The following is a 13,587-nucleotide window of genomic DNA, read 5'->3' as shown; positions in this document are numbered from 1 at the left end:
CCGGACCCCTCATGAACCCTCCGGGGCGAAGGACAGCATGCGGGCCTTGTGCCGGGCGTCGTCGCCGTCGACGTGGGACGGCGTGATGACGATGCGGCCGCGCGCGTGGGCCAGCTTTCCCGCGAGCATGCCGGACTCCGCGGAGCGGGCCGGCGCGGGGTGGCGCAGCACCTGCTCCTTCGTGTCCGCGCCGCCCGGTCCGAGCCGGATGACCCCGCCGGGGCGGCCCGACCGGGGCACCTCGTAGACGAGCGCCCGCGCGCCCTCCTCCGCGGCGATCGGGTGGAGGAGGTCTCCCTCGCCGGCCTTCACGCCCCAGAGGAGCTTCCCGGTGCCGAGGTCGTAGGCGCCGACCCGCTCGGTCCCGCCCAGGTACACGGCCCGCCGGTCGACCAGGGTGCCCGGGCAGTTCTGGACGCCCTCGCCCGCGTCCCCCGAGTCGGCGCAGTACTCGAAGCCCTTCTCCCTGGCGTCGATGGTGGTGCGGAGTGCTCCGCCGGGTCCGAGGGAGACGACCCGCCAGTTCTTGGCGCGTTCCTCGGCGTGGAGGGTGGTGAGGACGGCCGGGTCGGTGGAGAGCACCTTGCCGATCTGCCAGCCCTGCTGGGTCCGGTGGCGCCAGAGCACCTTGCCGGTGGACGGGTCGATCTCCCTGACCTGCCCGTACGTCTTGCTCCGGTCCACGCCGATCGCGCAGTCGGAGACGACCAGGAGCCGGGCGCCGCCCGCCACGTCGTCCGGATAGCACTTGCCGGGGTTCTCCACGGGGATGTCGTAGAGCTCGGCCCCGTCGGCCACGCGGTACGCGGTGGCCTTCAGGCTCCGGGCGATCGCGAGGACGCCGCCGCTGATGGCGGTGTGGACGATGATCGTGTCGTCCCCGGAGCCCGTCTCGGTCAGCTCCTTGTCCCAGCCGACCTTCCCCGTCCGCAGGTCGATCATCCGGAGCTGGTTGCAGCGGTTGCCGTTCTCGGCCTGGCTGCTCTTGTAGACCACGACGACCTTGCCGTCGGGGGTCGGGTGGACCGGCGTCTCGCAGACGGGGGCGGGCAGCGGCAGGCTCCACACCTCGGCGCCGTCGGAGAGGCGGTGGGCGACGACCTTCCGGTACACGGCCTGGACGACGGTGTCGCCGACGATCCACAGGTCGTGGAGCCAGACGGTCCGGCGGGGCAGGTCGGCGCGGTCGTCGACGATCCACCCCGTGGCGTCCCCCGGCGCCCGCCCGGCGTTGATCTCCTCGGTCGTGGGGATCCGCTCGGGCACGGGGGTGCGGACGGCGGGGGTACGGGGGGTGGCCGGCGTCCCGGAGGGGGTCGCCGTTCCCGTCGCCACCGGCGGCGCGTCCGCTCGGCCCTGCCGGTCGCTCCGGACCGCGTACGCCCCGACGCCCGCCAGGAGCAGGAGGGCGACGATCCCGGCGATCACCGGTCCCCCGCCGAGGCGCCGGCGGCGGGCGGGCGCCGGGGGCGGGGTCGGGGTGTACCCCTCCGGGGCGTACGGGTTGTCGGGAACCCTCTGCTGCGGCGGGCGTTGCCCGTACCAGGGCTGCGGCGGGCGTTGCCCGTACCAGGGCTGCGGCGGGCGCTCCATCGGTCCTTCCCCTTCTTCGTGTTCTTCGCGTTCTTCGCGTTCTTCGCGTGGCACGTTCTGCGCGCTGCGTGTTCTTCGCGCCGGCCCGGCTCGGTGCGCATCCGGCCCGAGACCGTCGAACAGCCGCTGGGACGCGGGGCGGACGCGCGAGGGGCGGACGGGCGCGCCTCGCGGACCGTTTCGGCCAGATCGGGCCCGGCGCGCGGCGCGGCGGCCCGGTGCCCCGACGGCCGCGGGGCGGCAGCCGACACTGCCGCCCCGCCCTGTGCGTCGTCACCCGGCACCTCCGCCCCCCGTCGATGCGTGGGTACCCGACACAACTCGGCCAACCCTGTCGCCCGGCGTTGCAAGGGCGATGAAATCCTGTTGAAGAAAGGCTCTTGGAGAACTGCGCGGGCACGGGGCGCACGGAGAACACGGGGACGGCGAAGTGGACGAGCGGGCAGCGGGGCCGGGCGGGGTCCCGGCCGGTGCGGGGGAACACCTGCGGATCGACCTGCTCGGGTCCGTCCGGGCCCGGCGCGGCGACAGACGGATCGCCCTCGGTCCGGTGCGCAGGCAGGCGGTCCTCGCCGCCCTGGTCCTGCGCGCGCCGGCCTTCGTGACGTACGAACGCCTCCTCGACGACGTCTGGGGCGCCGAGCCCCCCGGCACCGGCCACCGGGTCCTGCCGAGCTACGTCTACGCGCTGCGCAAGGCGCTCGACGAACCGGACGCCGGTCCCGGCGGGTCGGTGATCCTCGGCGGGCGCGGCGGCTACCGCTTCGTGCCCGAGGGGGCCGGGACCGATCTCGCCGAACTCGCCGAACGGACCGCCCACGCCCGGCGGTCGAAGGCCGCCGGCGACCTCGGGGCGGCGCTCGACCACGGCGGCCGGGCCCTGGAGCTGCTCCACGGCGAGCCCCTGCCGGGGCTGCCGGGGCCCCTCGCCGGGAGCGAGCGGCAGCGCCTCGCCCGGCAGCGGCGCGCGCTGCTCCAGGACCGGGCGGAGTGCCTCGTCCTGCTCGGGCGTCACGCGGAGGCCCTGGACGGCCTCATGGCGGCGCCGCCGGCCCCGCCGCACGACGAGCCGCTCGCCGCCCTGCGGATGCGCGCGCTGTACGGCAGCGGCCGGCAGGCCGAGGCGCTCGCCGTCTACGGGGAGACGCGGCGCCTGCTCCTCGACGAACTGGGCGTGGAGCCCGGCGAGGAGCTGCGCCGGGTGCACCAGGCCGTCCTGCGGCGGGACGACCGACTGCTGCTCGGCCGGGCGACGGCCGGTTCGGATGCCGGTGCCGGTACTGGTTCCGTCGCCGGCACCGATGCCGGACGCCGCCCCGCCGTCGAGGTCGTCTCCGGCGACGACGGCGGTGCCGAAAGCGCTTCCCGCCTCTCCGGCGGTGCCGACGTCGAGCACCACCTCGCCGACGGCCCCGCTCCCCCGGGCGTCCCCCGCCCCCGGCACGGCGAGCGCCCCGGGCAGCCGGACCGGACCGGCGGGTCCGACCGGACCCGCCGTCCCCGGCGGCACCGCAACGAACTCCCGGGCGACACCGCCTGTCTGATCGGGCGTGAGGCCGAACTCGCCCTGCTCACCGCGCCGGTGTCCCCGGGAGCGGTGTCCGTGGTGACCGTCGACGGCACGGCGGGGGTCGGCAAGACGGCCCTGGTGGTGCGGGCCGCCTGGGCGCTGGCCGACGCCCACCCCGACGGCTGTCTGTTCGTGGACCTGCACGCGCACGGCGCCGCCCACGAGACCGTCGACCCGCGGCGGGCCTTGCGCCGGCTGCTGCGCGCGGTCCGCGACCAGGGGCACGGGGTCCCCGACGCGCCGCACGGCGCCGGGGACGGGGACGACCCGGACGACCTGACGGAGTTGGTCACGGCCTGGCGGGCCGCCACGAGCGGGCTGAGACTGCTGCTCGTCGTGGACGACGCCCGCAGCGCCGAGCAGGTGCGTCCGCTGCTGCCCGCCGGGCCCGGGAGCCGGGTCCTCGTCGCGGGCCGGCAGCGGCTGCCCGGCCTGGACGCCGACGCGCGGCTCACCGTGGAGCCCCTGGACACAGGGGTCGCGGTCGGGCTGCTCCGCGAGCTCCTCGGCACGGACAGGGCGGACCGCGAGCCCGAGGCGGCCCGCGAACTCGCCCGCCGCTGCGGCGGACTGCCCCTGGCGCTGCGCATCGCGAGCGCCCGGCTGCAGAACCGCCCGTCGTGGACCCTGGCCTTCCTGGCCGGGCGGCTGTCCGACGACGCGCGCGGCCTCGGCGAGCTGCGGGCCGAGGACCGCAGCGTGGAGGCCGCCTTCCGGATGTCGTACGACCAGCTGGCGCCCGGACTGCGGCGCGGGTTCCGGGCGGTGGGCCTGGCCCCGACGGCGCGCTTCGACGACCTCGTGCTCGCCGTCGTCCTCGGCCGTTCCCGGGAGTACGCCGAAGGGGTCCTGGAGGACCTGGTCGACGCGAGCCTGGTGCAGCAGCCGCACCCCGGCCGCTACCGGCTGCACGATCTCGTACGGGCGCACGCGCGGCAGCTCGCCGCGGAGGCGCCCGAGGAGGCCGCCGCGGACCGGGACGCCGTGCTGCGGCTCTACACGGCCGCCGGGCGGCTCGCCGCCGACTGGGGTCCGGACGCGTTCCCCACCGGGCCCGAGGGCGCCGGCGGCGCTCCGTTCGCGGACTGGCGGGAGGCGGCCGCGTGGCTGGGCGCGGCGGGCGGGGAACTGGTGGACGTGGTGGCCTACGCGGTCGCCGCCGGGGAGTTCGACCACGCCTGCTGGATCGCCGAGGCCCTGGCCGACCACCTGGCCGGGCAGGGGCACCACCACGAGTGCCGGACCGCCCTGGAGCTCGCCCTGTCCTGCGCGGACCGGGCCGCCGACCGGCGGATGCCCGCCGCGCTGCGCAACTGCATGGGGTTCCTCGAAGTGCACCGGGGACGGTTCCGGCAGGCGTACTCCTGGTTCGAGGAGGCGCTGCGGCACGGCGCCGGCCACGGCGACCCCCGGGACCGCGTGCGGGCCGTGGCCGGCATGGGGGTCTCGGAGTGGACGCTGGGCCGCGTCGAGGAGGGCACCGTCCGGCTGGAGGAGGCGGTGGAGCGGGCGGTCGGGCTCGGCGACGACTGGCTGGCCGGGATCGTGACCTGCAACCTCGGCGCGATCCGCCACCGGCAGGGGCGGTACGAGGAGGCCCTGGAGTTCTACGCCACCGCCCTGGCGCTCGCCGAGAAGGGCGGGCGGCCCCGGACGATCGCCGCCGGCCTGTGCTTCGTCGCCGAGGCCCAACTGGCCCTCGGCCGGACCGCGGAGGCCGTCGGGCTGCTGCGGCGGGCGGCCGGCCTGGCCCGTGAGGTCGAGGACCCGCCGCTGCGGGCGGCGACCCTCTCGCGGCTCGCCGCCGCCGAGCACGTCCAGGGCCGGCTGGGTCCGGCCGTCGACACCCACCACGAGGCCCTGTCGGCGTTGACCCGGCACACCAGTACGTGGCTGGAGATGCAGGTCCGCGTCCGGCTCGGCGGCACCTACGCGGCCGCCGGTCGGCACGCCGAGGCCCGCCGGGAGTTCGAGGCCGTCCTCGCGCTGCCCGGGGCGGACGACCACCCCCAGGAGTACGCCCTGGCCCGCGCCGGTCTGGCCGGCGCGGTACCGCCCCCGGGGGAACGCTTCTGACGGCACGACGGCCCGGGGCCGTGCGGGCCCCCGCGCACCGAACACCGCGAGCGGTACGCGGGGGCCTCCGGTCGACCCGGGGCGGCGAGAGCCACTCCTCCGCACCGGGGAGGCCGACGCGAGTCAGTCAAGCAGTCCCCGGCCCGTCGGGACGATTGGACCGGAACACAGAAAACGGCCTTCTCGCGGGGTGGGGACACAGTGGATCATCCAAGAGGATTGTGAGCCGATGAGGCTCACATCTGCCAGGCTATTGAGCGGTTTCCTCTCGCCTGTGCGGTCGGTCTGTCCGGCCGTCAGAGGGTGACGATCGTCGTCTCGGTCGCCTTGATGCCGGTCCAGACGGGCACGCCGTCGGCGAGGCCGAGTTCGGCGGCGGCCTGGGGGGTGATCTCGGCGACGAGGTCGGGCGCCCCGTCGGAGGTGACGAGGACGCGGAGGCGGCTGCCGCTGGCAGTGATCTCGCGCACCGTGCCGGGCCAGACGTTGCGGGGGCTGCCGGCGGGCCTCTCGCGGTGCAGGGACACCGCCTCGGGCGCGACGATCGCGAGCGCCGGGGTGCCGGGCGGCGGGGGCTCGGCGGCGACCAGGGTGCCGCCGCCGTCGAGGGCGAGGCCGTCGGGGGTGGCGGTGCCGGGCCAGGCGTTGCGGCCGAGCATCCGGGCGACCCAGGGCGACCGGGGGTGGCGGGTGACCTCCGCCGGGGTGTCGTCCTGGAGGGCCCGGCCGTCCTGGAGGACGAGGACGCGGTCGGCGAGGGAGACGGCCTCGACCGGGTCGTGGGTGACGACGAGGCAGACGCCGCCGAAGCCGGCGAGGTGGGTGCGCAGGGTGTGCCGGACGTGGGCGCGGGTGGTCTGGTCGAGGGCGGCGAGGGGTTCGTCGAGGACGAGGAGCCGGGGGCGGGCGGCGAGCGCCCGGGCGAGGGCGACCCGCTGGGCCTGGCCGCCGGAGAGCTGCGCGGGCTTGCGGTGTCCCAGGTGGCCGACGCCGAGGCGGTCGAGCCAGTTCTGCGCCTCGCGGCGGGCCTCGGAGCGTGCGACGCCCTGGGCGCGCAGGCCGTAGGCGGTGTTGGCGAGGGCCGACATGTGCGGGAAGAGCGCGCCGTCCTGCGGCACCCACGCGACGTGGCGGCGGTGCGGGGGGAGGGCGGTGACGTCCTCGTCGCCGAGCCGGAGGTCCGCGCGGGCGCGCGGGGTGAGGCCCAGGAGGGCGCGGAGCAGGGTGGTCTTGCCGGCGCCGTTGGGGCCGACGACGGCGATGGTGGTGCCGGGTCCGGCGTCCAGGGTGAGCCGGGTGAAGCCGGTGACGTCGGCGTGCAGGGCCCAGCGTCCGCCGGGCGGGGCGCTCTCCGCCGTGACCGGCCCCGTCGCGGCCGGTCGTCCCGAGGCCGGTACCGCCGCGGCCGGCTCCCCCTCGGTCCGTTCCCCCTCGGTCCGTCCCCCCGTGGTCGGGCCCCCCGTCGTCGGTTCCTCCGTGGGGGCGGGGCGGCGCCTCCCGTCCGCCGGGGTGCCGGTCCAGCGTCCGCGCAGGGCGATGAGGACGCCCATGGCGATGGCCAGGAGCAGGAGGGAGACGGAGGTGGCGGCCTCGGGTTCCTCCTGGAGCAGCAGGTAGACCTGGAGCGGAAGGGTCTGGGTCGTCCCGGGCAGGTTTCCGGCGAAGGTGATCGTGGCGCCGAACTCGCCGAGGGCCCGCGCCCAGGTGAGCGCCGCGCCCGCGAGGACCCCGGGCGCCACCATCGGGAGCGTGACGGTGAAGAAGACGCGGACCGGCGAGGCCCCGAGGGACGCCGCCGTCTCCTCGTACCGGGGCCGCAGGCCGCCGAGCGCGCCCTCCAGGCTGATGACGAGGAACGGCATGGCGACGAACGTCGCCGCGACCACCGCGCCGGAGGTGTGGAACGGCAGGGTGATGCCGAAGGTGCCCTCCAGCCACGGCCCGAGCAGTCCGCGCCGGCCGAAGGCCAGGAGCAGCGCGACGCCGCCGACGGTCGGCGGCAGCACCATCGGCAGCAGCACGAGCGAGCGGACGAGCGCCTTGCCGGGGAAGGAGACCCGCGCGAGCAGCCAGGCGAGGGGGACGCCGAGGAGCAGCGAGAGGCCGAGGGCCCAGAAGGAGACGAGGAGCGACAGCTTCAGCGCCTCGACGGTCCCCGGCGCGGTCAGGTGGCCGCCGAGCTCGCCCCACTCGGTCCGTACGAGGATGCCGATCAGGGGCAGTGCCAGGAAGGCCACCGCCGCCAGCGCGGGCAGCACGAGGGCGAGGGGCGGCCGGGGGCTCCCGGGACGCCTCGCGGAGACGCGCATGCCTGATCGTTTCATCGTCTGTCCCGGAGAGGTGGGGGTGGAGCGGAGGGGCTGCCCGGTCCCCCGTCGCGGGCAGCCCCTCCCGATCGTGGACGATCCCGTACGTTACGGCTTCTGGAAGCCGGCGTCCTGGAGGAGCTTCTGCCCCTCCGGCGAGGACAGCCAGGCGACGAACGCGGCGGCGGCCTCGGCGTTCTTCGACTCCTTCAGCGTGGCCGCCGGGTACTGCGCGACGGCGTTCTGGTCGTCGGGGATCTCGACGGCGTCGACCTTGTCCTTCGCGCTCTCGGCGTCGGTCTTGTAGACGAGGCCGGCGTCGGCCTCGCCCAGCTGGACCTTGCTGAGCACGGCGCGCACGTTGGGCTCCTGGGAGACCGGCTTCACCGCGATCTTCTGCTTGTCGAGGATCTGCTTGCTGTACTTGCCGGCCGGGACCTCGGGGGCGGCGAGGACGACCTTGAGCTTGGTGTCCGCGAGGTCCTTCAGGTCGTCGACCTTGTGGGGGTTGCCCTCGCCGGTGGCGATGACGAGACGGTTCTTCGCGATGACCGCCGGGGCGCCGGTGTCGGCCTTCACCTTGTCCATGCTCTTGGTGTCGGCGGTCACCAGGACGTCGGCGGGCGAGCCCTGGGAGACCTGGGCGACGAGCTCCTGCGACCCCGCGAAGGAGAAGGTGAGCTTCGTACCGGGGTGGGACTTCTCGTACGCGGCGCCGGCCGTCTTGAACACGTCGGTCAGGGACGCGGCGGCGAGCACGGTGAGGTTCGCCGCGGGGGCGCCGGTCGCGGAGCCGGAGGCGGTGGCCGTGGAGCCGCCGGTGTCCTTCTTGCCGTCGTCGCTCGAACAGGCCGCAAGCGGGACGAGCAGGGCGGCGGTGAGGGCGCCGGCGGCGGCACGGCGTCCGGTGAGGGTGAGGGACATGAGGGTCTGGACTCCTTGGAGACGGATCGGAAGTGCGGGGAAGAGGCCGGCCGCGCCGACGGCCGAGGTGTTCCGGTGGTGCGTGAGGGGTGGTCAGGTGCGGTCGATGTGCACGCTGGTCGACTTCACGCGGGCGGTGGCCTGCATGCCGACTTCGAGGCCCAGTTCCTCCACGGCCTCCCGGGTCAGGAGGGAGACGAGCCGGTGCGGCCCTGCCTGGATGTCGACCTGGGCCGCGACGTCGCCGAGCTTGATCGCCGTGACGATGCCCGGGAAGGCGTTGCGCGCCGACGTGTACGACGCGTCCTCGTCGTCGCCCTGCGCGATCTCCACGGAGAACGCCGCGAGCGACTTCCCGTCGATGACGCGCCGCCCGCTCTCGTCGCGGTGGGTGGCGACCCGGCCCGCGTCCGCCCAGCGGCGCGCGGTGTCCGGGCTGACGCCCAGCAGACGCGCGGCCTGCCCGATGGTGTAGGACTGCATATGCGACACCGTAGGCCGTGCTTACTCTCATCTGCAAGAAAGTCATGGGACTCTCCATCGCGGATGAGAGGAGGGTGGTAGGAACCGACGAGAGGGGCCGCCCTCCGGTCTCACGCCTCGGACGGAAGGCCTCCGGTGAGCCGCGGGGGGCCGATCCAGATGCCCGTGACGGCGCTGACGTAGCGGGCTCCGCAGCGGTCGGACGGGACGACGAGCTGCGGGCCGGCCCCGTCGAGGTCCCGGTCGTCCATCCGGGTCGCGAGGAGGACGGGGGCGTCGCCGAAGTCGGCGTCGATCTCCGCCCACGACAGGAGCGCGTGGTGCCCGTCGCCGCCGCTCACGGCGACCAGGAAGCGGGCGCGCTCCTTGCGGCGCGCGGGGTCGAAGCGGGGCAGCGCCCCGGCGACGACCTCCCTCAGGAGGGGCCCGGCGAAGGTGTGGTGCTGGGGTCCGGCGGTGGCGCAGTCGAAGACGACGTCGGCCCGGTGCTGCTCCCAGCCCCGGCGCAGGTCGGCGACGGCGAGCACGGCGGGGCGGGCCACGTCCCCCCGGAGCGCGAAGGAGCCGGCGGGGACGAGGACGGGAGCGGGGACGGAGGTGGGGACAGGGGTGGGAACGGGGACGGGAGCGAGTGCGGATACGGGTGCGGTGGCGGGTGTCGGGTGGGGTGCGGCGTTCGGTCGGCTCATCGTCGGTCCCCTCACGGCGGTCGGTGCGGCGGCTGCGCGCAGTGATACCCGACCGGTGAAACGGAGAACCGTGATTGCCACGGAAACAAGGCATAGAGGCCTGTATTTGTGGGCTTCCTACGAGTCTTCGCCTCGCCGTTGCCCGGCCTTTCGGCCGACGCCCCGGGCCTGCCGGTCGAGGGCGAGCCAGACGCGGTCGCGGGTCACCGGCAGTTCGGTGAAGCGGATGCCCGTGGCGTCCCGCAGGGCGTTGGCGAAGGCGGGGGCGACCGGGTTGAAGGGGCTCTCGCTCATTGACTTGGCGCCGAGGGGGCCGATGGCGTCGTTCGTCTCCGTGAAGTGGACCTCGGTACGGGGCACGTCGGCGTACTGGGGAAGCCGGTAGCGGCGGAACGCGGCCGTGGTGACCTCGCCGCGCCCGTCGACGCGCACGGTTTCGAAGAGGGTGGCGCCGAGGGCCTGGGCGACCCCGCCCTCGACCTGGCCCCGGCACTGCATCGGGTTCATGACCTTGCCGGCGTCGGCCGCGTGGACGCTGCGCAGGATGCGGACCTCCCCTGAGCCGGGGTCGACGGCGATCCGGAACCACTGGGCGTTGAAGGCGACCGAGCGCGGCGAGCCGCCCCAGTGCCCGTCCGCCGCCAGCTCCTCCGCGGCGCCGCGCGCGTGCCCCGCCTCGTACAGCTCCTTCAGGGTCACCGTACGGCCCGCGCAGTCGACGGACTCGGCGCCGAGCACGCACAGGTGCCGGGCGACGCCGGTGTGCCGGGCGGCGAGGGTGCGGAGGCGTTCGGCGAGCGAGGTCGCGGCGAGCAGCACGGCCTTGCCGGCGACGACGGTGCCGGCGGAGCCGAAGGCGCCGGTGTCGTGGCGTACGACGTCGGTGTCGGACTGGCGGACCGTGAGCCGGTCCTCGGTGGTGTTCAGGGCGCCGGCGGTGATCTGCTGGTGGACGGTGGTGGTGCCGTTGCCGAACTCGGCCGTGCCGACCGCGATGTCGTACGTCCCGTCCTCCAGGAGCGAGACGCGGGCGTCGGCGTAGTGGCCGCCGGGCGGGCCGGTGGCGATCATCGCCATGCCCGTGCCCTGCCCGACGAGCCAGCCCTCGGGGGCGTCCTCGGCGCTGCGGTCCTCGGCGAGGGCGTTCCGCACGACGGAGAGGCACTGGTCCAGTCCGTACGAGGCGATGTGGAGGTCCTCCTCCTCGCCGATCGGGCTGTGCATGCCCTCCCCCGGGCCGATGACGTTCTTCTCCCGGAAGACGAGCGGGTCCATGCCGAGGCGGCGGGCGAGCTCGTCCATCACCGACTCGACGGCGAAGGTGACCTGGCCGAGGCCGTAGCCGCGGAAGGCGCCCGCCGGGACGACGTTGGTGTAGACGGAGTAGGCGTCGACCTTCTTGTGCGGGGCGCGGTAGACGGCGAAGGACTCGCCGACGCTGTGGAACATGACGGCCGGGCCGTGGTTGCCGTACGCGCCGGTGTTGGACACCACCCTCATCCGCACGGCGGTGAGGGTGCCGTCCCGGCGCGCCCCGGCCTTGACGCCGATGGTGAAGGGGTGCCGGGTGGTGGCGCCGTAGAACTGCTCGGCCCGGGTGTACTCCAGCTTGACCGGCCGGCGCAGCTTCAGGGCGGCGAGGGTGACGACGTCCTCGGTGAGCATCTCCTGCTTGCCGCCGAAGCCGCCGCCGACCCGGCCCGCGACCACCCGCACCTCGTCCTCCGGCAGGCCGTACAGCGCGCACAGGGCCCGCCGGGTCAGGAACGGGGTCTGGGTGGAGGAGCGGACGGTGAGGCGTTCGCCCGTGCCGTCCTCCTTGGGCTCGAAGTACGCGACGCAGCCGTGGGTCTCCAGACTTGCGTGCTGGACCCGCTGGGTGCGGAACGTCTCCTCGTACACGACGTCCGCCTCCGCGAAGCCGTCCTCGACGCAGCCGATCTCGCCGTGGACCTCGCCCGCGACGTTGTTCTCGACCCGGGCGATGCGCTCCTGCGCCCCCTTGCCCGCGTGGAGGACGGGGGCGCCGGGGCGCATGGCCTCCTCCGGGTCGGTCACGTGCGGCAGTTCCTCGTACGTGACCTCGATCCGGCGGCAGCCCTCCTCGGCGGCCCCCTCGCCGTCGGCGACGACGGCGGCGACCCGCTGGCCGACGTACCGGACGACGTCGTCCAGGACGCGGGTGTCGTCGGGGTCCTCGGTGGGGTGCTCGTGCCGGGCGGAGGAGTAGAGCGTCCCGGGCGCGTCCTCGTGGGTGAGGACGGCGACCACGCCGGGGACGCGCAGCGCGGCGGCGGTGTCGATCGCGACGATCCGGGCGTGCGGGTGCGGGGAGCGCAGCAGCTTCATGTGCAGCAGGCCCGGGACCTCGACGTCGAAGGTATAGCGGGCGGTGCCGGTGACGACCCGGGGCCGGCGGGGGCGCCGACGTTGCGGCCCACCGCCTTGCCCGCGCACGGGCGTTCGGTGTGCTTCACGCCCCGTACGGCGTCCTCGATCGCCCGGTAGCCCGTGCAGCGGCAGATGTTGCCCTTGAAGGCGCGGGGCAGGTCGTCGAGCTTGCCGTCGTCGTGCGGGGTGTCCCGCTCGGCCTCCAGGGCGGCGGTGGTCATGAGGAACCCGGCGGTGCAGAAGCCGCACTGGTAGCCCTGCGCGTCGAGGAACCTCCGCTGTACGGGGTGGAGTTCGCCGTCCGGCGAGGCGAGCCCCTCGACGGTCGTGACGGCGCGGCCCTCCGCCCGTACCGCCGGGTACAGGCAGCTGTGGACCGGTTCGCCGTCGACGTGGACGGTGCAGGCGCCGCAGTCCCCGGCGTCGCAGCCCTTCTTCACACCGAACCAGCCGCGCTCGCGGAGGTAGGTGCGCAGACACTGGCCGGCGCGCGGCTCGGTGTCGAACGGACGCCCGTTGACGTGGAGTTCGAAGCTCATCGGGTGCCTTCCTGAGGGACGTCGGATGCGGTCAGCTCGCGGCGGACCTCCTCGGCGAGGCGCAGGCCCATGTGCCGCCGCCATTCGGGCAGTCCGTGGATGTCGTCGAACCACTCCCCGGGGGCCACCGCGGAGTCGATCGCCGCGCGGAGCCGTCCGGCGGTGGGCGGCAGCGGGAACCAGAACCGGAACGGGCGGGTGGTGGCCGCGGTCACCGTGACCGTCAGCGAGCCGTCCACCGGATCGAGGGTCCCGATCACCAGGGCCCCGGACCGGCCGAGCCCGTACAGGGACGCCTGCCGGAAGGCGGTACGGCACGCGAGGGCCCGCGCGGGCAGCGTGACCGAGCGCAGCAGTTCGCCCTCCGCGAGGTCCTTGACGCCCGCGCCCCGAATGAATTCGGCCACCTTCACCTCGCGCGTGGAGCCGTCCTGCGCCTGGAGGAGGCAGCTTCCGTCGAGGGCGGCGGTGAGCGAGATCATCGGCCCGGCCGGGAGGCCGTTGCACAGGTTCCCGCCGACGGTGGCCATGTTCCAGATCTTGAACGAGGCGAGGAAGGCCCGGCAGCACTGCTCGAAGAGCGGGGCGGCGGGAGCGTCGAGGAGGCGCCGTCCGAAGCGGGAGAGCTGGGTGATCGTGCAGGTCGCCGCGATCTCCAGCGAGCCGTCCCGGTGGCGCGCGAGCGGCTCCCAGCCCATCCGGCCCAGGTCGACGAGGCGGCGCAGGTGCGGCTGCGGCTCGGAGAGCAGATAGGTCCCGCCGCCCAGCCACGCGTCCCCGGGGCGCCAGGGCTCGCGCAGACGCGCGTCCCTCACGTCCGTGATCGTGTTCAGATCCATTCCGCCCCGCCTTCCGACCGATGTCTTCAGGCCAGTGAAGCCCGGGGGCGAGGCGGGGCACGACTGGACGGGAACCCGGAAATCGTCCGTCTCCCGGACCTCCGCCCTGGATGATCCACCAGGAGCTGTTCTCCGCCCGGAGCCGTGCATCTACGATGCATCGACTCGCATTCGCCT

General features: G+C 75.0%; 7 protein-coding genes and 1 pseudogene. 1 reads left to right on the top strand and 7 read right to left on the bottom strand.

Annotated features, from left to right (window positions below):
• Positions 1–9: 9 nt before the first annotated feature.
• Positions 10–1,593, bottom strand: a complete 1,584-nt coding sequence (locus tag AB0398_RS07355; RefSeq protein ID WP_366372876.1) for a PQQ-binding-like beta-propeller repeat protein — start codon at positions 1,591–1,593, stop codon at positions 10–12.
• 430 nt (positions 1,594–2,023) lie between these two features.
• On the opposite strand from AB0398_RS07355, the gene AB0398_RS07350 reads away from it, so the two are divergent.
• Positions 2,024–5,239 carry a BTAD domain-containing putative transcriptional regulator gene (locus tag AB0398_RS07350; RefSeq protein ID WP_366372875.1) on the top strand — a complete coding sequence of 1,072 codons (3,216 nt, stop codon included), beginning with the start codon at positions 2,024–2,026 and terminating at the stop codon, positions 5,237–5,239.
• A 296-nt stretch (positions 5,240–5,535) separates the two neighbouring features.
• Here AB0398_RS07350 and AB0398_RS07345 read toward each other — a convergent pair whose 3' ends face one another.
• From AB0398_RS07345 to AB0398_RS07320, 6 genes and pseudogenes are all read right to left on the bottom strand, one after another.
• A complete protein-coding gene (locus AB0398_RS07345) occupies positions 5,536–7,563 on the bottom strand; it encodes an ABC transporter permease (RefSeq protein WP_366372874.1) in 2,028 nt (675 codons plus the stop codon).
• 90 nt (positions 7,564–7,653) lie between these two features.
• On the bottom strand, positions 7,654–8,469 hold the full coding sequence (gene modA / locus AB0398_RS07340) for a molybdate ABC transporter substrate-binding protein (RefSeq protein WP_366372873.1): 816 nt from the start codon (positions 8,467–8,469) through the stop codon (positions 7,654–7,656).
• Between the two features lie 93 nt (positions 8,470–8,562).
• Positions 8,563–8,952, bottom strand: a complete 390-nt coding sequence (locus tag AB0398_RS07335) for a helix-turn-helix transcriptional regulator (protein ID WP_366372872.1) — start codon at positions 8,950–8,952, stop codon at positions 8,563–8,565.
• 110 nt (positions 8,953–9,062) lie between these two features.
• The gene (locus AB0398_RS07330) at positions 9,063–9,641 is read right to left on the bottom strand and encodes a molybdopterin-dependent oxidoreductase (RefSeq protein ID WP_366372871.1); all 579 of its coding nucleotides are present in this window, start codon (positions 9,639–9,641) and stop codon (positions 9,063–9,065) included.
• A gap of 117 nt (positions 9,642–9,758) precedes the next feature.
• A pseudogene (locus AB0398_RS07325) lies at positions 9,759–12,571 on the bottom strand (molybdopterin-dependent oxidoreductase).
• Entirely contained in the window at positions 12,568–13,410 is an 843-nt protein-coding gene (locus AB0398_RS07320; protein WP_366372870.1) for an FAD binding domain-containing protein, read from the bottom strand. Before AB0398_RS07320 ends, AB0398_RS07325 begins: the two are co-directional and overlap by 4 nt.
• Positions 13,411–13,587 lie beyond the last annotated feature (177 nt).

The sequence above is a fragment of the Streptomyces sp. NPDC086147 genome (assembly GCF_040702165.1).
Classification (GTDB): domain Bacteria; phylum Actinomycetota; class Actinomycetes; order Streptomycetales; family Streptomycetaceae; genus Streptomyces.
This window is presented reverse-complemented; position numbering and strand designations above follow the sequence as displayed.

Excerpts from the sequence above, each read along its gene's own strand:
- AB0398_RS07355 (WP_366372876.1), bottom strand. The coding sequence starts at position 1,593 with ATGGAGCGCCCGCCGCAGCCCTGGTACGGGCAACGCCCGCCGCAGCCC.
- AB0398_RS07345 (WP_366372874.1), bottom strand. The coding sequence starts at position 7,563 with ATGAAACGATCAGGCATGCGCGTCTCCGCGAGGCGTCCCGGGAGCCCC.
- modA (WP_366372873.1), bottom strand. The coding sequence starts at position 8,469 with ATGTCCCTCACCCTCACCGGACGCCGTGCCGCCGCCGGCGCCCTCACC.
- AB0398_RS07335 (WP_366372872.1), bottom strand. The coding sequence starts at position 8,952 with ATGCAGTCCTACACCATCGGGCAGGCCGCGCGTCTGCTGGGCGTCAGC.
- AB0398_RS07330 (WP_366372871.1), bottom strand. The coding sequence starts at position 9,641 with ATGAGCCGACCGAACGCCGCACCCCACCCGACACCCGCCACCGCACCC.
- AB0398_RS07320 (WP_366372870.1), bottom strand. The coding sequence starts at position 13,410 with ATGGATCTGAACACGATCACGGACGTGAGGGACGCGCGTCTGCGCGAG.